The organism is Phnomibacter ginsenosidimutans, from assembly GCF_009740285.1.
Lineage (GTDB): Bacteria > Bacteroidota > Bacteroidia > Chitinophagales > Chitinophagaceae > Phnomibacter > Phnomibacter ginsenosidimutans.
The window spans coordinates 1,507,942-1,527,519 of record NZ_CP046566.1 but is presented as its reverse complement, the minus strand read 5'-3'; the positions used below and the strand labels follow the sequence as shown (position 1 = coordinate 1,527,519).

Here is a 19,578-nt window from a genome sequence, read left to right as displayed (position 1 = left end):
TGCATATGGCAAATCTTCATCCTTACTGCATTATCAATGGTAGCCTGCAGCCCCGTAGCACCGCCGCTATCGGGCTCGATGATATGGCGCTAAACAGAGGCTATGGCGTGTTCGATTTTTTCAAAGTGCTACAGGGCATACCCCTGCATATTGAGGCACATTTGCAACGACTGTTTCACTCTGCCCAACGAATGCATTTACAGATAGATGAAGATGCGGAGGGTTGGAAAAGTCTTATTCAGCAATTGCTGGATGCCAACCATGTGCAAAATGCCGGAGTAAAAATATTGGTGACTGCCGGCTATGCGACTAATGGCTACAGCATTGCCAGTCCCAACATCATCATTACCACACAAGCATTGCCTGCAAAAAAAGAAGCAGATTATTCAAAAGGCATTTCGGTCATTACCCATGAATACCAACGGGAAATGCCAGATGTAAAAAGCATCAACTACACCCGTGGCATTTGGTTGCTGCCGCAGATTGCCGCAGCCGGTGCCAGCGATGTATTGTACTACGCCAATGATTTAGTTAGTGAAAGTCCCCGTAGCAATGTGTTTGTTGTAAATGAAGCCGGCACCTTGCTCACCCCAGAGCACAACATGCTAAAAGGCATTACGCGGCAACAAGTATTACAGCTTGCCAGCCAGCATGTTGCTGTTTCATGTACAGATGTAACGATTGCTGATTTACGCAACGCCGCAGAAGTATTTATCACCAGTACTACCAAGGGCATATTGTCTGTTACTACAATTGATGGAAAACCTGTGGGCAATGGCCTTCCGGGCAAAGTAACGCTGCAACTGATGCAAGCATTGGAAATGCATGAAATGCAAATACTGGCAGCTGCGAAGAGTCATTAACTCATAGCACCTGCTTTGATAAACAATGGCCAGCGAACAATGCGCTTTTCTGCAGCAGGCCAAATCTTCCATAGTTGTTCGGCTGCAGCGGTGAGTGGATTAAGCTGCGTTTCTTTGATACATTTTTGCACTGCAGTCCAGGTGCTCAGATATTGTACAAACTGAGTTGCGGTCCATTCCATTTCCATATGCAATGAAGGGAACGACACTTCCCGAAAAGGGAAATACAATGTTTGAAATTTGTCCTCTAATATTTTTCTTTCTGGCTCCCAAAAAGCATGAATGATGTTGTAATAAAATTCATGCAACCATGCATCCACAGCTTCATTGATGCTACACAAACCATAACCAATCACTACCATGTGTCCTTCTGGTTTGGCTACCCGGCGTACTTCTTTGTAAAAAGCTTCAATATCCAACCAGTGAATAGCTTGCGCCACCGTTACCACATCAAAATAATGATCGGGATAGTCGGTATGCTCAGCTTGCTGCACACTGTAGTGTATGGAATGATTGGCTGGCGCCTGTTGTATTTGCGCAGCACTGGCATCAGAAGCACACACCAACGCAAATTGCTCCGCCAGTTGCATAGCCAACTGTCCGTTACCTGTAGCACAATCCCAAGCCACGCCTCTGTACCGTTGCAGTTTTGCAATGGCTTTTCCCAACGCTAACGGGTATGCAGGCCTGTAAGCTGCATAAGCAGCAGCTTGTTCAGAAAACCAATCTTTCATGTTTATTTAAATGTCGTTCCCTTGGCCGTCCACCAGGGATGAATTTCGTAATCAAGCCGTCCGGCTTTGATAGCCGGATCTGTTTGCAATAATTTTTCTACTTCTTCTTTGCTGGCGGCATCAAAAATAAAAATGCCCCGCCAGTTGCCATCGTCGCCAAAAGGCCCGGCCACAATGAGTTTTCCCATGTCGGCCATTACCTGCATATTGGCCATGTGCCCTGCCTGCAATTTGTTGATGACAGCAGTGTCCGTAATCTTATCCCGGTCTTTGCCTTTTGTAAGCATTACAAACCAGTATTGCTTCATCTCATATTTCGGCTTTTCTGCTTTGTTGGATTGCTGGGCATTGGCCTGTACCAACAGCAGCATGCACAGGCATGAAAAAATAATGGCTTTCATGTGGGTTGATTTTACCGGAAATGTACGCTACAAAACAGCCCGACACAAACGTGCCGGGCTGTGGTATCTTGAAAAATTATAAGCGGTTAACCGCTGGTTCCGGCCATACTTACTTTTTGTTTCGGGCCGATATAGATTTTTTCTTTTTCAAAAGCCTGCATTACTTTTTGATGATACTGTTGCATCACAGCTTTGGTGGCTCCGTCCTGCTTTTGCAAATCTTGTTTCAGCAAATCAATACGCTGCATTTGCATGTTGCTGGGTGCAGCCTCATTGCCTGCCACAGCCGTGTACACTTCGCTGATTTCTTCTTTCAACCGCTTTTCATCGGCAAACATGCTTTTGTTTTTGGTAGCCATTAGTTTGCCCCGCAGTTCTTCCAGTTTATCATAGTATTCCTGCGCTGCCTGGCGGTTCTTTTTGTTGCTGAGTTGCTCAATATTGCCTTTGAGTTTCTCCTGCGTTTTGTTGATGGTATCCACCAACGCAGCCAACTCTTCCTGCATGTTGTACAGCTTCATGGCGGCATCGTATTGCTGCTGGCGTTCGGCTACCGTCATGTCGCCTTTTTCATCGTGCAATACTGTTACCTGTTCGGTTACCACTTTATCGCCTACAATCAGTTTCACCGTATAGTCGCCGGGCAAAACCATGGGTGCGGTAAAGGCACCAAAGTCGAGCTTCACACCACCTTCGGCCATTTTAGGTGGCGTACCCCGCAGGTTCCAGGTCACCATGTTGATGCCCTTGCGTTTGGTAGCAGGAATGCTCTGCACCAGCTTGCCATCCTTGTCTACAATTTCCACTTTTACATCGCCACTGCTTACCCGGTCTTTCAGGTAATATTTAATAGGTTGAATGCTTGGCGGGTTGCCACCATTCCAACCGCCGGTGCCGGGGAAACCACCACCACCAAACTGACCATCACGCAAAGTGAGTTTTTCAGGCTTCAGCAGCACAATGTCTTTGGAGGCGACGTCTTCCGTCATGTTGCGGATGGGACTGATATCATCTACCACAATAACACCACGGCCATGTGTACCCAATACCAAATCGTGTTTGGTAGGATGAATGGCAATGTCTCTTACCAAAGCATACCATGGAATGTTGTTCTTCATGCGGAACCATTCTTTGCCGCCATTGGTAGAGCAATACAAACCCATTTCGGTACCGGCAAACAACAGGTCTTTGTTTTTGATGTCTTCTTTTATTTTATGGGCAAAGCCTTCCATGGCTTCGCCGCCTTTCAGCAAGGTCCATGTTTTGCCCATGTCGTTGCTGCGGGCTACATAGGTTTTATGGTCGCCGTACATGTGATTGTCGAATGTGGCGTACACTACATTTTTATCGAACCGGCTGGGCTCAATGCTGCTCACCCATGTTTGTGCAGGTATGCCGGCAGCTGCATAGTTGGCAGCCACGTTTGTCCAGGTTTTGCCGCCATCCAATGTGTATTGCAAATTGCCATCGTCGGTGCCTGCCCATATCATGTTGCCATCCACCGGACTTTCGGCTATCGTAAATACAGTACAGTGATTTTCGGCAGAAGTATTATCTGCACTCAGGCCACCACTCTCTTCTTGCTTCTGCTTGTTTTTGTCGTTGGTGGTAAGGTCTGGCGAAATGCGAGTCCAGTTGCGGCCCTGATCGGTACTACGGTACACATACTGCGCCCCGCAATACAAAGCACCGGTTGAAGTGCCTACATACAAAGGTGTATTCCAGTTCCAGCGCAGGTCTTCATCGCCAGGGCCCTTTTGGGGTTGAATGGCTACTGCTTTTCCATTGGTAAGGTTTACACGGGCCATGTTGCCACCCTGATATTCGGCATAGCAAATGTTGGGGTCTTTGGCATCGGGCACGGTCCAGAAACCATCGCCACCATATACATCTTGCCACACCGCATTGCTTACACCACCGGGTGCAGCACTGGGTGCTACCCAACTGCCATTGTCTTGCAAGCCGCCATAAATACGATATGGATTAGCATTGTCTACAGCTACATGATAAAACTGACCCACGGGCAAATTGCCTTTAAACGACCAGGTAGCCCCTTTATCCAAACTCAGATAAACACCCCCATCGGTACCCAACCAAAGTTCGTTGGTAGCGTTAGGATTAATCCACAACGCATGATGGTCGCTGTGTACCCAGCCACCTTCGCTGCTGGCTTCGGCAAAGCTGTAGCCACCATCTACACTATAGGCAAATGAATAGGCAGGACGATACACCCGCTTGGGATCTTTCGGATCCACTTCTATGCAAGCAAAATAAAAAGGCCGGCTCACCACATTGAGCGAAGCACTTTGCGCCTTCCAGTTTTCGCCACCGTCATCGCTGATGTACAAACCGGTTTTATTATTTTCCAACTCGGCAATGGCCACCAGATTTTTGGGCGAAGATGGCGCCATGGCCAAGGCTACCCGGCCAATCAGGCCCTGCGGTAAACCGCTCTGAATGCGACGCCAGTTTTTACCACCGTCGAGGCTTTTCCAAATACCGCCACCGGGGCCGCCACTGTTGAAAGAGTATGGCTTCCGGCGAAACTCCCACGTAGTAGCATACACCACATTCGGATTTTCCGGATCGATGGCTACATCGGCAGCACCGGCTTTTTCGCTGATGTACAACACCTGCTTAAACGTTTTGCCACCGTCTTCGCTTTTGTACAAACCGCGGTGTTTGCTATCGCTCCACAATGGGCCGGGAGCAGCCACATACACTTCATTGCTGTTCTTTGGATTGATAACGATTTCTGCAATGTGTTCTGTGCTATCGAGGCCACCCACTTTGGTCCAGTTGTCGCCAGCATCGGTGGTTTTGTACAGGCCATTGCCAATAGATACCGAGTTGCGCATGTTGCTTTCGCCAGTACCTACAAAAATTACTTTCGGATTTTTTGATCGACCGCAACGGCGCCAATGCTTTGGCAATATTTATCGAAAATGGGTTTGAAAGAAGCGCCACTGTTGGTGGTTTTCCAAACACCACCACCGGCTGTGCCGATGTAAATGGTTTTGGGTTCGTTATTAACGCCCTGAATGGCAGTAATGCGTCCACTCATGGTGCCGGGGCCCAGCCAGCGGGCTTCCATCATACCAAAAGTGGCGCTGTTGATTTTGGTTTGTGCCATGCTCAATGTGGCAGGCACACACAACAGGGCCGTGAGTAATTTCTTCATGCAAAAAGTTTTGGGTGAAGAGAAAAACAAGAGCCACACAAACATGCAGTCATCAGCGGCAATGAATGAGTGGCTCCATTTATCTCAATGAATGAGGAGATGAATTATTTAGTAGGATCAGCAAAGATTTTTTCGTCCACCGATTCATTTACTTTCACACTGGTCATCACCACAGTACCAATTGACTGAGTTAAAGAAAAAGCGAGTTTGATCCCATTTACATCGCGGTAGTCGCTCATGTCAACTTTCGATTCCACTTCCTGACCGTTCATGTTAATCTTCGTACTCGTACGAATCACATAAAAAGTTTCAGCGTCGATAAATACTGTTTGATCGCCGCTGTTCTTACGGGTTACTTTCAGCTTGTGGCACTCAGTTCCTTCAATATCTTCTGTGCCCAGGTATTCTATAGTGTGACCTTTGGCTTTGTAGTCAATTAAATTGCCCTGCAAATCGAGATCATCCAAGCCGGCTTTTACAGCATCGGCAGGCAATGGTTCTGGTTTGGTTTGGCCCTGAAAAGGCATGTACTGCCAGCCGGCAGTGGGAGTAGAAATTATGTAACCTGTCATACCGGCTACAGAGATATCCTGGCGTGAACCAATGTTATGAACTCCAGTCAATTTTACGCCAATATCACGGCCCTGTATATTCAGGGTGCCTTCCATTTGTACCGATTTTACCTTGAGCCATTTTTCCTTGCCGCCGATGGCCGCAATGTGTTTGTCGATGATTTCGTCAGCGCTTTGGGCCATAGCCGTTACTGCTGAAAAAATGAGCATGAGTGGTAGCAATACCTTCTTCATAAGTGTTGTGTTTTAGATTGTAAAATTAGCAGGCCGGGTGCATCGTGCTTTGCCGTTCGACCATTGCCAAAACAGTTTCATCAGCCTTTTGCACCAAGAGGTTTCAATATACAATGCAAAAACAAAAAAGGATAGCCTTGTTTACGCAATGGAGAATAAGCAGTCGGCCAATGCACCAATTCAGTAGGTTTGCGTCCCAAATGACACTTCAGCATGGCCGCCAAAGAATGGTTTGATGACTGGTTCGATACGCCTTATTATCATCAGTTATATTTTCAACGAGATGCACAGGAAGCCGCCGCTTTCATCAACCGGCTGTTGCAATATTTGCAACCTGCAGCCGGTAGCAAAATGCTGGATGTGGCCTGCGGCAAAGGCCGGCACAGCCTGCAACTGTCACAACAAGGTTTTGATGTAACCGGCATTGATATTTCGGCACAATCCATTGCTGCGGCCAACCAACAGGCACATGATCAGTTGCAGTTTTTTGTACACGATATGCGCCAGCCTTTCTGGATCAATTACTTCGATTACGCTTTCAACTTTTTTACCAAGCTTCGGCTACTTTAACACCCGGCGTGAACACGATGCTGCATTGCGGAGCATTGCACAGTCCATCAAAATGAACGGCACCTTGGTGATTGATTATCTCAACGTGCATTATGCCGAAGATCATTTTCAATATCAATCGGACACAACCCTCAATGGCTATCATTTTCATGTGACCAAATGGATGGATGAAAACCATTTTTACAAAAAGATTGAAGTAGAACACGACGACTTTACCGAGCCTCATGTGTACACCGAAAAAGTAGCCAAGTTTTCGCTGGGTGATTTTACAGACATGCTGGCTTTTCAAGGCATGCAAATCACCGAAGTGTTTGGCGATTACAACCTTGGTGCTTACGATGTACGCCACACGCCCCGTATGATTATGCTGGCCAAAAAAATACGCTACTAACTTATGTATACGCACAGTACACAAATCCGCATTCACTATGCCCTTACCGACCAAATGGGCGTGGTATACTATGGCAACTATGCTCAGTTTTTTGAAATAGCCCGTACGGAAGCCATCCGGCAGTTGGGTTTTACCTACAAAGAATTAGAAGCCATGGGCGTAATGATGCCCGTGAGTGACATGCACATTCACTACCGCAAACCCATCCGGTACGATGAATTGATTACCGTATCTGTTACGGTAAAAGAATGGCCCATTGGCAAGAAGATTACTTTTCACGGAGAGATACACAACGAAGCCGGCGAACGCTGCACCATGAGCGACATTACCCTCTATTTTGTAGATGCCAAAACCATGCGCCCCATCCAAATGCCGGATGCATTGGTAACAGTGCTACAGCCTTTCTTCGAAAACGCTGATTAACCCGGATATTCTGCATTCATATCGGCTGCCTGCACCATGTCAAAAATGAGTGCAGCGGCCAACCTAGCCGTGCGGTTGTCAATATCGTAGGCAGGGTTTACTTCTGCAATATCTACCGAGGCTACCTTGCCACTGAGAATGATATGCCGCAGCAACCGCTTGAACATGCTGTTGGGCGCAATACCATTAAATGACTGAGCACTTACACCCGGTGCATGGCAGGCAGCAAATACATCCAGGTCGATGCTGAGTTGCAGCACATCGCTGTTGGCCATCACACCGTTGATGGCCGTAATGATGTCTTCCAACCTGATCGTTGGTGAATTGCTCTGCTAAAAAATACCGGCAGCCGGCATCATCGGCCGTGGTAAATAACCGCTTGGTATTACTGTACTGCTGAATGCCCAATACGAGATAATGAAAAGGATGTTTTGTTTCGCGACACCATTGCAGCATTTGCCAAAAACCGGTGCCGGAACTAATGCCTTTTTCGCTGGGCTGGCGCAAATCGAAATGCGCATCAAAATTGATAACGCCCATTTCCTGCTTGGGTTTATCGGGTTGAATACCGAGGAAATTGGCCCAGGCTGTTTCGTGGCCGCCGCCCAATACTATGGGTAAATAATTAGCTGCTTTTACTTGTGCTACCAGCTTGCCTAATGCTTGTTGTGCGGTTTCCAAATCGCCATCATCACACACAATATCCCCTACATCGGCCAGCACAATATGCGAGGCTATCAATGGAAAGTTTTTGCAGGCTTCACGAATGAAACGCGGCGCCTGCATGGAACCCACCCGGCCTTCATTACGCCGCACTCCTTCATCACTGCAAAAGCCAATAAAAGCAACACCCTGATGCTTGCTGCCAATCACCGGTAGTGCATCGGTCTCCAGATTGATGCAATGCATAATTTGATGCCAGCGAAGCACATCGGGTTCGTCGCCATCAACGCGGCCACGCCATATTGCCGCATCGGAATGTTGATAGATAGCCATAACGGTTGGGATTCTTTTAAAGGTACGCCCAACCGTTGAAACATCCTGCAGTCAAATGCATCAATCAACGAATAAAATTTGCTACTTCTTGCGGCGCTTTTTCAGCAGGTCTTTTGGTATGGGTGCTTTGGCGGAAACGGCTTTCTTTTTGGCCGCAGCTTTCTTCGCTGGCATAGGCGGCATCATCACGGCATCAGGATTGCTGATAACGGCGCTGCCTTTTACCCATTCAAAATCCAGCTGGCGTTTTTCCAGATTGGCGGCTATCACTTTGATGCGTACCCCATCGCCCATGCGGAACTTGCGGCCCGTTCGCAGACCTACCAAACTGTAATCAGATTCAATCAACCGGAAATCATCGTGGTCGCTCAGGTCTTTGATGCTCACCAAACCCTCGCATTTATGTGCCACGGTTTCGGCCCAAAAACCAAACGTAGAAACACCACTGATGACTGCATCAAATTCTTCACCAATGTATTGACCGAGGTATTCAACTTGTTTGTACTTGTTGGCATTGCGTTCGCAATCCATAGCAGCACGTTCCCTTTCGCTGCAGTGTTTGCATTTTTCTTCCAGCTTTTTATCGGGCTGCAACTGATGATCGAGCACCTGCTGCAAAATGCGGTGCACCAATACATCGGGGTAGCGGCGAATGGGTGAAGTAAAATGGCAGTAGTATTCAAAACCCAGCCCGTAGTGACCAATGTTTTCTTTGGTGTAAATGGCTTTGGCCATGGTGCGAATGCCCAATTGCTCCAGCACATGTTGCTGTGGTGTGCCTTGCGCAGCTTTCAGCATTTCGTTGAAAGAGTTGGCAATGGCGTCGGCATCTTTTGTATCGAAAGTGTAGCCAAACTTGCGGGCAAAGGCGATGAAAGGCATGAGCTTTTCTTCATCGGGTTGGTCGTGTACACGATATGGAAAAGGCAATGCTTTATCACCCACTTTTATTTTGCCCACTACTTCGGCCACGGTACGGTTGGCCAGCAGCATAAACTCTTCAATCAGCTGGTGCGACTCCTTGCTTTCCTTTACCACAATACCAATAGGAGCACCGGTTTCATCGAGTTTAAACCGCACTTCCTGCGAACTGAAATTGATGGCACCTTTATCAAAACGGTCTTTGCGGAGCTTGCGGGCCATCGTGTTTAAAATCAAAATTTCCTCGCTGTGCAGTCCTTCTTTTGTTTCGATAATATCCTGCACTTCTTCGTAGGTAAAACGGTGGTTGGAGTGAATAAGTGTTCTGCCCAACCAGTGGTCTTTTACCACGCCTTTTTCGGTAATGATAAACACTGCAGAAAAAGTAAACTTGTCTTCATGGGGTCGCAGTGAACACAGCTCATTGCTGATACGTTCGGGCAGCATGGGATTCACCCTGTCGGGCAGGTACACACTCGTAGCCCGTTGGTAGGCTTCTTCGTCGAGCTTGCTGCCTTCCGTTACAAAATGGCTCACATCGGCAATGTGCACCCCCACTTCGTACAAGCCATTACTGATGGGGCGAATGCTCAATGCATCATCAAAATCTCTTGCATCTACCGGGTCGATGGTTACGGTAAATACATCACGGAAATCTTTGCGTTTTGCCAAATCAGCAGCAGTAATGTGATCGTTCATGCGGGCTGCTTCTTCCATCGCATCCTCACTAAACTGCAATGGAAAACCATTCTCCATCAGGATATCTTTCATGGCCACATCGTTGAGGTCGTGCATGGCCACTTCCTCTATGATTCTCGCAATTGGACGACGGTCATCATGATCCCAACGCACAAATGCTGCAATCACTTTCATATCATCTTTTACCTCAAAATCGGGTTCCTCTTCCACTACAAAATTGGGCATGGGCCGGTCGCTGTCCGGCATAAAAAACCATCGGCCCGCATGGCCTTTCAACGTGCCCATGTATTGCGACAACTTGCGTTGTACCACGGCCACTACTTTTCCTTCCCGCTTGCCACCGCCAAAGCCGCCCCGGGTAATGCGTACCCTTACTTTATCGCCATGAAAGGCCCGGTTGAAATCGTTGGGGCGAACCAAAATATCGCCATCGCCTTTTCCTGTAATCACAAATCCTAAACCCGAGCGGGTGATGTCGAGTGTGCCAGCCACTTCTTCATTGAATGACTTCTTTTTATGTTGATCTTTCTTATGCATGTGTTTGTGTTTTGCCGAAATGCAGCACAAAGTCTACCACGGCTTTTTTAAATAAATCAGCTTCGCCAAACAACACCTGATGCTGCACGGGCTGCACGTACAAGGGCAGTCGTTTCAATTCTTCGCCAAACTTGAGGAGGCGAACCGCATCCTTTTCTGTTGTCAGCAATAGCTTTTCGTTATGCTCCAGCTGAGTGAAGCGTTTTTCCATCTCCCGCAAATCATCAATGCTGAAAATATGATGATCGCTGTAACTGAGCTGATGATACTCGGCTACATGTTTTTCCAAATGTTTTTTGAGTGGCACCGGATTGGCAATGCCACACACCAACAACACCGCAGCTTCTGCAGGCAGCGATTTTGTTTCTGCTGTAAGAATGTGATACGGCGTAGCATATTGCAAGCAGGTAAAAAACACTTGCTGATGCGCCAAGAGTTTAATACGCTGAATGATTTTTTGCTTTTCCGTAGGCCCCATATCCGGCGGGCATTTGGTAACGACGATTATCTGTGCCCGTTGTACACTGCGGCGTTCATCCCGCAAATCGCCGCTCGGCAAAAACCAATCGTACCAATAAGGATTGCTGTAATCAGTCAGCAAAATATTGAGCCCTGCACTAATAGCTCTGTGCTGAAAAGCATCATCCAAAATAATCACATCTGTATCGGGGCGGTCTTGCAGCAATTGCGGTACAGCTACAATACGTTCCTCACCCACAGCCACGGCTACATGCGGAAACTTCTGATGAAACTGCATAGGTTCATCGCCTATTTCCAATGCAGTGGTACCCTCGCCTGCCAGCAGGTAGCCTTTCGTTTTTCTTTTGTATCCACGGCTCAAAGTGGCCAGCTGAAAATCTTCCTGCAGCCAACCAATCAGCATTTCGGTCATGGGGCTTTTGCCAGTACCACCTACACTCACATTGCCCACACATATGAGTGGCAGATTGAACGATGTTGTTTTGAAAAAATTCCAGTCGTAGAGCTTGTTGCGCAGCATCACCACCAGCGCCATTACAAATGAAAAAGGGAACAACAATAACCGGAGACCACGTAACAGGTAAAAATTAAAATGCATAGATCCGTTGCGGCGTGATACAATATTTTAAAGGTACATCATTCGCATGGATATCCTCAATGCCGTCAACTGGCGGAAACCAACTCAGCCCGATTGTTAACACATCCTTCTTACAGCGTGTTAAAAAACGGTCATAAAATCCTTTGCCATAGCCCACCCGAAAACCACGGGTATCAAAGGCCAGCAAGGGCACCAGCACAACATCTATATTTTCTGGCGAAACAATGTTGCCCGCCACGGGTTCTTCCAAACCAAATACGGTTTCTTCCCATTGCACAGCATCGTCATCGGCAATGGCATCCATACTGCCATCGGTCATTTGGATGCGTGGATAACAAAATTGAATACCGGCCACTTCATCGCTCAGCACCGATTCGAAATAATGCACTGGTACCTCATGGCGATTGTCCATGCTGCGGTAGCTCATGTACATAGCAGGCGCTGGCAACGACAAGGATAAAAACTGGTGCAACATGGGTGTCAGCATTTCGTGCATGGCTTCGGTGGTCAACGTCTGGCGCTGTGCCGTATAGCTTTTGCGAATGCTGGCTTTAGTCATGTTGCGGTTAGTCTACTCTTTCAAAAAATGAAAAAACGGTGGTGCCGTAGTTGCGTTGTTTTACAAAACCTGCATACTGCTCGTAATTGTTGCGGGGTGTATGCTCCAGCACAAATACGCCATCCGGTGCAATCAGTTTTCTATCAATGATGATGCGTGGAATATCATCAATGGTAGTGAGTGCATACGGAGGGCCTGCAAAAATGAAATCGTATTGTTCGGTACAGGTTTCCAAAAATTTGAACACATCCAGGCGAAACATTTTTACCGGAGGTGCACCCAGTTTTTTCAGGTTGTCGCTGATGAACTGATACATTTGCACATCCTTTTCTACAATGGTGCTATCGGTAGCGCCACGGCTAATGAGTTCGTACGAAATGGCACCGGTGCCGCCAAATAAATCGAGTGTTTTGGCGCCTTCAAAATCAACCTGATTTTGCAAAATATTGAACAAGCCTTCTTTGGCAATATCCGTAGTAGGCCTGGTGTAAGGCATTTTGGTTGGCGGATGAATTTTTCGCCCTCCCCATTCTCCTCCAATGATTCTCATGACAAAACTGCTAAGAGGTGAGCAAAATAATGTGTGGTGGCTTCTGCCGGCATCGACACATCGGTTGTTTGCAACTGAAACTGTTGCAGGTATTTCTGTAAGCTGGTATACAAATCGCCATCAGTAGCAATCATGCCGGAGCATTGCCATTGCACCTCGGCCCCATTGAGCCCGTATTGCTGACAAACCTGCAACAATCGATACGCCAAATCATCGGCATTCAATACCGGCAGGCAAGCTGCAAAAATCAACCGGCCATCCTGTTGCAATTGCAGCATACATTGTTGTGGGGCCAGCAGCAGTTGACCAATGGTGCCCGTAGCTACAGGTCGTTGCAGCAGCATTGACTGCACATGTTGCACCTGCATTACCTGAAAATGGTTGCGCATTCTTTGCAGCAGCAATTCAGGCATTTGCCAAATAATGGCCATGTCGCGGTGTTGTAAAATATCGGAGCTGGTATGCTGCCACAAAGCAGCCCCCAACAGCAAATCGAGTTCCTGTTTGCAGCGGTCGGTATCAAGCACTTCCAGCGGGCAGGGCAAAAAACGTGACGCCGCAGCTACCAGCTTCACTGCCACATCGTGCAGTTGCAGCAGCTTGCTTTGGCCTAGCAGCGCATCCCATTCGTCCTCGTCATCAATGCTTCCGCTAAATGATTCGAGGGCTTCTACCGAGGCCGTATTGTTGTTGAAGAGTAATACATGCAAGTGCAGCGGCGACCACTCCAGCAGCAGCTGACGGTTGTGCGCCTCGTAAGGCAGCAGTGCATGTGTTCCGATATCCATTGATTTAGCAACCATTGCAGCAAACCTAAAGTTTTTGCCGCACGGCATTCACTTGTGCTATCAACCAGTGTGCAATTCTGTGCATCGCAAAGCTGGCTTCCCGCATCTTTGCAGTTCATGAATGCCATTTCTGTATATCGTCGTTGGTTATTGGGCAGCTACCTGTTGTTGCTCATTAGCCTGTTCATTCCAGCCGAAAGCATTCGCCTGAATGGCGGCACTCATACCGTAGCCCTGTATTTTCAGCAGTCGGCCTGGGCCATGGTTGGTGTAGCTGTAGTGCTCATTTCCCTGCAGTGGATTTGGCAACTTAAAAAACAGCAATGGCTCGTTTGGCCGGGCATTATTAGCGGTCTATTGCTGCTGGCTTTTGCCTTGCTGCGCATCATTAGGTTGCTGCAAATGCCCGAGTTGGCAGACAAACAATTCAGCGGTCAGCCGCAGTTGGGCTTGTACCTGATGGCAGTAGCGGCGCTGGCGTTGATGGGAGTGGAAGGAATGCAATGGCGAAAAAATGCTACTAGAGCGTAATAACTTTAGTAAATGTCTTAAAAGCCTTTCGTGCTTCATGCATTCACTTTTCTGAGCACATTTTACACAGAGGGAGGCGTTGGCCAGGCAAAACGGCCGAAGGCGTCGGGTTTGCCTTGAATTTTCTTTGGTTACTTTCTTTTTTCAAGAAAAAGAAAGTGACAAAGCCGCATTAAGACATAATTAGAAAATTGAATGCCTTTTTGCCCGGAAATAATCTATTCACAAGCTTCATCCTCCTACTATTTATACACATCAACGAGTCATTCACCCGCTTGAGAGCACAATAAATCCCCACCCCGTGGGTTTCTTGTATTAGCCGCTACATTTGGGCGGCATTTATCTTTGGTACAATGGCAGTAAAAGCAAAGCAAAAGAAGGAAACCAGCACCCCAGGACTGAAGCAGGAAAAAGAGCAAACCGTGAGTGTGCAGGAAGTGGTGAAAGATGAACGCACCCACAAAATCAGCGGGTTCAGCCTGCTGGTGCTAAGTATTCTATTGCTCATTGCGCTTGGCTCCTATTGCTTTACCTGGCAGGAAGATCAGGATAAAGTATTCAAAGCCGGCGCCAATTTTTTGTTTGCAGACAATTTACAGGTTGACAATATGCTCGGCCGCCTCGGTGCGTGGACGGGCCACACCCTCATTTATAAAGGCTTTGGACTGGCTGCCTTTCTGCTGTGCACGTTGCCGTTTGTTGCAGGTGTCAACCTCATTTTTGGTAAAAAGCTTTTTTCTGTTTGGCGCAATGTGAAGTACACCTTCACCGGGCTGCTGTTTTTTAGTGTGGCACTTGCTTTTGCCCTGCCCGACAGTGGCTTTAGCTACGGCGGTGCTGTGGGTGAATTTTGCAGCCAATACCTGAGCAACCTCATGGGCAAAGCCGGCACCGGTTTGCTCTTGTTTGTGGCTGGTTTCAGTTGGTTTATCTGGCGGTTCAACCCAGTGTTCAAACTGCCCAAGCGGTTGGAAAAACCCACCCTCACCGATGCCGAAGCCAACCTCACCAAACCCGAAGCGGTAGCTGCCATAGTGCCGGAAGCGGTGGAAGAAACAACCATTCCAGAATCGCCTGCTGCACAGAGTGATGCCCGTTTTCAGCCAACGCCCATTCCCTCGGGCAAAAGCATCAACGACTTATATGCCGAAGGCAAAACGCCTGCCATGCAGGTATTTGTGCCCGAGGAAATCAATCCACTCACCAACCAGCCTGTAGCGGCCAATGGCAACAGCATGGATGGTGATGGCATTGCCGTGGTTTTGCCACAACCATCAACGCCGGTGAATGAAGACCCGGTGAATGCGCTGGATGTAATGGAGACTGATGAATCGGTAGAAACCATTGCGGTAGCATTGCCACCCAAGCCTAATCCACCAGCACCTGTAGCGGAATCCGAACCAGAGTCAGAACCTTTGCAGCCTAAAAAAATTACGCCCATCGCCGTTCGTGAAATACTGCCCAACCAACTGCCCAAAAGCGATTTGGAACTGGAGCTGAACAACGACTTGGACGAAGAAGAAGACATTGACGAAATGGTAGCTAATGCCACCGGCAGCATTCCGGAAATCACACAGGATTTAGAGCCCTACGATCCTGCACTGGATTTGAAAGGCTATAAATTTCCCGGCCTCGATTTGCTGGATACACATGGCAGCGAAAAAGTAATAGCCGACCCCGAAGAACTGGAGCAAAATAAGAATCAGATCATCGGCACCCTCAAGAATTACGACATCACCATTCAGCGGATTTCTGCAACGGTAGGTCCTACTGTAACACTCTATGAAATTGTGCCGGCGCCTGGTGTACGTATCAGCCGCATCAAAAACCTGGAGGATGACATTGCGTTGAGTCTCGCAGCATTGGGCATCCGCATCATTGCACCCATTCCGGGTAAGGGTACCATTGGTATTGAAGTACCCAATGTGCGGAAGAATGTGGTGAGCATGAAGAGTCTGCTGAGCAGCGACAAATATCTCAACAACAAATACAGCCTGCCCATTGCCATTGGCAAAACCATTGCCAACGAGCATTTCGTAGCCGACCTTGCCAGCATGCCGCACTTGCTGATGGCAGGTGCTACCGGTCAGGGTAAATCGGTCGGCATCAATACAGTGCTCGTTAGTTTGTTGTATAAAAAACATCCTTCGCAACTCAAGTTTGTACTGGTCGATCCGAAGAAGGTAGAACTGAGTTTGTACCGCGTCATCGAAAAACACTTTTTGGCTAAACTACCTGGCGAAGATGAAAGCATCATCACCGATACCAAAAAAGTAATCAATACACTCAACGCTTTGTGTATTGAAATGGACAACCGCTACGACCTGCTGAAAGAGGCCCATGTACGCAACATCAAAGAGTACAACGAGAAGTTCATCAAACGCAAGCTCAATCCGCAAAAAGGCCATCAGTATCTACCGTTTATTGTGTTGGTGGTAGATGAATTTGCCGATCTCATCATGACCGCTGGCAAAGAAGTAGAAATGCCGATTGCCCGATTGGCGCAGCTGGCCCGTGCTGTGGGTATTCACCTCATTATTGCTACGCAGCGTCCTTCGGTCAATATCATTACCGGTACCATCAAGGCCAACTTCCCGAGCCGTATTGCTTTTAAAGTGAGTTCAAAAATTGACAGCCGCACCATCCTCGACGCCGGCGGTGCAGAGCAACTCATTGGCAAGGGCGACATGCTCATTAGTCACAATGGCGAACTCATTCGTTTGCAGTGTGCGTTTGTAGATACACCCGAGGTAGAGAAAGTGTGTGAATTTATTGGCACACAACGAGGCTACCCCGATGCCTTCCTGCTGCCCGAATATGTAGATGAAAAAGAACAAGAAGGCCGCGACTTCGACCTGAGCGACCGGGATGTATTGTTTGCCGATGCAGCCCGCTTGATTGTACAAAACCAAATGGGTAGCACCAGCCTAATCCAACGCCGCATGAAGCTAGGCTACAACCGAGCAGGTCGATTGATGGATCGACTGGAAGCTGCAGGCATTGTAGGTGCCAACCAAGGCAGTAAAGCCCGTGAAGTGCTGGTAAAAACCGAACACGAACTGGAGCAGATTCTCGAGAATTTTTAAAGCTTGCAGTTACAACAACCTATCCTTTTACATACCAGATGTAGTCTAATTATTGAAATTGAGTGTTCCATAATTTTTAAGTTGGCCTGAAAGAATAACCTTTCCATAAAAAGTAAGGGTGCCGTTGTTTACGAATTCATTTGCCAATTGGAATGCCGGAGTCATGGTGGATGCAGAAAAAACACAAACGGCGTTGTTTGTGAAAATGCCACTATTAAAAAATGTTTTTCCATTGATGTAACAGTTACCTGCATTGGCATATTCACCTTGCATGTGTGCCACAGCAGCGGTGCCAGTTTGTATCCATTGATTCGTATTTAGAACCATTCCTTCTATAGTCACCCAAGTGTTGGCAGAGGCTTCATTCAGATAATCACTTATTTGAAAAACGCCTTCATTATTAACGCCATTTATCATCAATGGAGCATATATTGAACCGTATAATTTTATGGTACCGGTATTGATTACATCATGGATATTGGCCGTAAAACCATTGCTAGGAAATTGCAAAACTTCTATCGTCCCATCGTTAGTTATTTGCCCCGTAATTGCTCCAGCATTAATGACACCACTGTTCTGTATCGTATTACTCGTTAACTGCGTTTCATAAAGCAAATTGATTTTTCCCTTGTTGTGAAGAAAAGTGGCATTCAAGCTTCCTCCATTCATATTGTATCCTGAATGAATAGTAATAACAGCACTGGAATCTACAGCCAAACTATCTGCAGAAAGCTGCAAACCAATTCCGGAAACAGTTCCGGAAACAACTGCCTTTTTCAAGCTCATTTTTTGTTGATACAACGCATTTTCTACATCCGCATCTGAAACGATGTTGCCTGAAATATTGGCTATGCCCAGTAAAGTTGCTCCTGCCCCGTTGAAAAACAATTTACCTGCAACAGTTACTTCAGAAGTAGTATTCGCCTTTAGTCTTTCACGTTCTATGATGCTTTCATAAAGCAGCCCTTGAAAAGTAATGTTAGTATTTGCAGGAACCATCCAATACACACTGTCCTTTACATGACAATACCCCCTGACTATAATATTGGTATCAATAATTACTTGTTGATAATTACCATTGGATTCAAAAACAATGGTGTCGCCATATTCAATTTGAAGTCCGGGATATTGACGGTTTTCCCAGTTAGCAGTATCTGAGTACAGTGCTTGTGCTACAACTGGTTTAAAAACAAAAGTTCGGGCAACACTAGTATTGACAAATGCACAAACTGAAAAGCAGAGCATGAAAAAATTATACAGGTTGTGCCTTTTCGCTATAACTAGAATTTTAGCCATAAGTTTCTCGAATTCTATTTCCACTTGTCCCTAAATATCCTTTATAATCAGCTTGCGAATAGTAACCTAGGTCACATTTTATCCCCTCCACCCCTTTGCCAATATTTCCAACTGTATTTATTACGAGCAACTTCTCTACATTACAGACGCTTTAAGCAATACTTGAATATTTAATCAGGCTTCATGAAACAACTATTGTCATTCATTTTACTACTGATGAGCATAACGGCTTATACACAATCACTGCCTTCGTATCAAATTTTTACTGCTAAAGGCAAAAAGGCCAAATGGGGCGATGTGGTAAAAGCCATGCAGCAACAGGAAGTGATTTTGTTTGGCGAATACCACGACAATCCTATTGCACATTGGTTGCAACTGGAGCTCACCCGCAGCCTGGGTGATCAGCAAAAAATTACGCTGGGTGCCGAAATGTTTGAAGCCGACAATCAGCAAGCCCTCAATGCTTTTTTAGCGGGCAAGCTATCAGCCAAAGGGCTTGACAGTAATGCACGGCTTTGGAAAAATTATCCCACTGATTATGCGCCGCTGGTAAAATATGCCAAGGAAAAAAACTACGCTTTTATTGCCACCAATATTCCGCGGCGATACGCCAGCATGGTAGCCAAGGGTGGTTTTGAAGTGTTGGACACCATTTCAGCAGAAGCTAAAGCCTGGATGATGCCACTGCCTGTGGCGTACGATTCTTTGTTGCCCTGCTACAAAAACATGCTACAAATGATGGGTGGCCATGGCAGCAGCAACCTGCCCAAAGCACAAGCCGTAAAAGATGCAACGATGGCGTATTTCATTTTGCAACACCTGCAGCCCGGTGTGCCATTTATACACTACAATGGCGCCTACCATAGCGACAATTATGAAAGCATCAACTGGTATCTGAAACAAAGCCGGCCCGGTCTGCGCATTGGCACCATTAGTACCGTTACACAAAAAGACCTTGCCCGGCTCGATAAAGAGCACCTGGGCAAGGCCGATTTTATTATTGTGGTAGACGAGGATATGACGAAAACCTATTGAGGTAAGAGGGACGAAGTACGAGGTTTGAAGGTCAAGACCTAGGTTGAGGTAGAGGACAAGGTTGAGAATAAGGTCGAGAGACGAAGATGTAGTCACATACCAACATCTCAACGTGCCAACTTACCAACCAACC

General features: G+C 47.1%; 20 protein-coding genes. 7 read left to right on the top strand and 13 right to left on the bottom strand.

From position 1 onward, the window contains the following. Positions 1 to 5 precede the first annotated feature (5 nt). Positions 6 to 863, top strand: a complete 858-nt coding sequence (locus GLV81_RS06535; RefSeq protein ID WP_157477899.1) for an aminotransferase class IV — start codon at positions 6 to 8, stop codon at positions 861 to 863. Here the strand turns inward: GLV81_RS06535 and GLV81_RS06530 are convergent. The 5 genes from GLV81_RS06530 to GLV81_RS06510 form a co-directional block, all read right to left on the bottom strand. Beyond that, on the bottom strand, positions 860 to 1,597 hold the full coding sequence (locus GLV81_RS06530) for a class I SAM-dependent methyltransferase (RefSeq protein ID WP_157477897.1): 738 nt from the start codon (positions 1,595 to 1,597) through the stop codon (positions 860 to 862). The two genes, GLV81_RS06535 and GLV81_RS06530, sit on opposite strands and share 4 nt — an antisense overlap. 2 nt (positions 1,598 to 1,599) lie before the next feature. Next, entirely contained in the window at positions 1,600 to 1,998 is a 399-nt protein-coding gene (locus GLV81_RS06525) for a YciI family protein (RefSeq protein ID WP_157477895.1), read from the bottom strand. A gap of 86 nt (positions 1,999 to 2,084) precedes the next feature. Continuing rightward, positions 2,085 to 4,856, bottom strand: a complete 2,772-nt coding sequence (locus tag GLV81_RS06520) for a VPS10 domain-containing protein (protein WP_157477893.1) — start codon at positions 4,854 to 4,856, stop codon at positions 2,085 to 2,087. A gap of 26 nt (positions 4,857 to 4,882) precedes the next feature. Then, positions 4,883 to 5,179: a beta propeller repeat protein gene (locus tag GLV81_RS06515; protein WP_157477891.1), complete on the bottom strand. Its 297-nt coding sequence runs from the start codon at positions 5,177 to 5,179 to the stop codon at positions 4,883 to 4,885. Positions 5,180 to 5,283: 104 nt separating this feature from the next. Beyond that, on the bottom strand, positions 5,284 to 5,985 hold the full coding sequence (locus GLV81_RS06510) for a LolA-like protein (protein WP_157477889.1): 702 nt from the start codon (positions 5,983 to 5,985) through the stop codon (positions 5,284 to 5,286). Positions 5,986 to 6,198: 213 nt separating this feature from the next. Between GLV81_RS06510 and GLV81_RS06505 the strand changes: the two genes are divergently transcribed. From GLV81_RS06505 to GLV81_RS06495, 3 genes are read left to right on the top strand one after another with little or no spacing between them, the layout of a single operon-like run. Further along, the gene (locus GLV81_RS06505) at positions 6,199 to 6,555 is read left to right on the top strand and encodes a class I SAM-dependent methyltransferase (protein ID WP_157477887.1); all 357 of its coding nucleotides are present in this window, start codon (positions 6,199 to 6,201) and stop codon (positions 6,553 to 6,555) included. Positions 6,556 to 6,580: 25 nt separating this feature from the next. Then, a complete protein-coding gene (locus GLV81_RS06500; RefSeq protein ID WP_197428992.1) occupies positions 6,581 to 6,946 on the top strand; it encodes a hypothetical protein in 366 nt (121 codons plus the stop codon). A 3-nt stretch (positions 6,947 to 6,949) separates the two neighbouring features. Next, positions 6,950 to 7,369: an acyl-CoA thioesterase gene (locus GLV81_RS06495; RefSeq protein WP_157477883.1), complete on the top strand. Its 420-nt coding sequence runs from the start codon at positions 6,950 to 6,952 to the stop codon at positions 7,367 to 7,369. Here the strand turns inward: GLV81_RS06495 and GLV81_RS21140 are convergent. From GLV81_RS21140 to GLV81_RS06460, 7 genes are all read right to left on the bottom strand, one after another. Continuing rightward, complete coding sequence (locus GLV81_RS21140) at positions 7,366 to 7,644, bottom strand: arginase family protein (RefSeq protein WP_157477881.1); 279 nt, start codon at positions 7,642 to 7,644, stop codon at positions 7,366 to 7,368. The genes GLV81_RS06495 and GLV81_RS21140 overlap by 4 nt on opposite strands. Beyond that, complete coding sequence (locus GLV81_RS06485) at positions 7,556 to 8,365, bottom strand: formimidoylglutamase (protein WP_157477879.1); 810 nt, start codon at positions 8,363 to 8,365, stop codon at positions 7,556 to 7,558. Before GLV81_RS06485 ends, GLV81_RS21140 begins: the two co-directional genes overlap by 89 nt. Positions 8,366 to 8,446: 81 nt before the next feature. Next, complete coding sequence (gene rnr, locus GLV81_RS06480) at positions 8,447 to 10,522, bottom strand: ribonuclease R (RefSeq protein WP_157477877.1); 2,076 nt, start codon at positions 10,520 to 10,522, stop codon at positions 8,447 to 8,449. Next, entirely contained in the window at positions 10,515 to 11,600 is a 1,086-nt protein-coding gene (gene lpxK, locus GLV81_RS06475) for a tetraacyldisaccharide 4'-kinase (RefSeq protein WP_157477875.1), read from the bottom strand. Before lpxK ends, rnr begins: the two co-directional genes overlap by 8 nt. Then, a complete protein-coding gene (locus tag GLV81_RS06470; RefSeq protein WP_157477873.1) occupies positions 11,590 to 12,159 on the bottom strand; it encodes a 5-formyltetrahydrofolate cyclo-ligase in 570 nt (189 codons plus the stop codon). Before GLV81_RS06470 ends, lpxK begins: the two co-directional genes overlap by 11 nt. A gap of 7 nt (positions 12,160 to 12,166) precedes the next feature. Continuing rightward, entirely contained in the window at positions 12,167 to 12,709 is a 543-nt protein-coding gene (locus GLV81_RS06465; protein WP_157477871.1) for an RsmD family RNA methyltransferase, read from the bottom strand. Further along, positions 12,706 to 13,512 (bottom strand): DUF3822 family protein, encoded by an 807-nt coding sequence (locus tag GLV81_RS06460; protein ID WP_197428991.1) that lies wholly within the window; start codon positions 13,510 to 13,512, stop codon positions 12,706 to 12,708. The genes GLV81_RS06465 and GLV81_RS06460 overlap by 4 nt, the downstream gene beginning before the upstream one ends. A 102-nt stretch (positions 13,513 to 13,614) precedes the next feature. Between GLV81_RS06460 and GLV81_RS06455 the strand changes: the two genes are divergently transcribed. Continuing rightward, complete coding sequence (locus GLV81_RS06455) at positions 13,615 to 14,028, top strand: hypothetical protein (RefSeq protein ID WP_157477867.1); 414 nt, start codon at positions 13,615 to 13,617, stop codon at positions 14,026 to 14,028. A gap of 353 nt (positions 14,029 to 14,381) precedes the next feature. Further along, positions 14,382 to 17,114 carry an FtsK/SpoIIIE family DNA translocase gene (locus tag GLV81_RS06450; RefSeq protein ID WP_157477865.1) on the top strand — a complete coding sequence of 911 codons (2,733 nt, stop codon included), beginning with the start codon at positions 14,382 to 14,384 and terminating at the stop codon, positions 17,112 to 17,114. Between the two features lie 45 nt (positions 17,115 to 17,159). Here GLV81_RS06450 and GLV81_RS06445 read toward each other — a convergent pair whose 3' ends face one another. Next, on the bottom strand, positions 17,160 to 18,410 hold the full coding sequence (locus GLV81_RS06445) for a hypothetical protein (RefSeq protein ID WP_157477863.1): 1,251 nt from the start codon (positions 18,408 to 18,410) through the stop codon (positions 17,160 to 17,162). 183 nt (positions 18,411 to 18,593) lie between these two features. On the opposite strand from GLV81_RS06445, the gene GLV81_RS06440 reads away from it, so the two are divergent. Next, a complete protein-coding gene (locus GLV81_RS06440; RefSeq protein ID WP_157477861.1) occupies positions 18,594 to 19,445 on the top strand; it encodes a ChaN family lipoprotein in 852 nt (283 codons plus the stop codon). Positions 19,446 to 19,578: the final 133 nt, after the last annotated feature.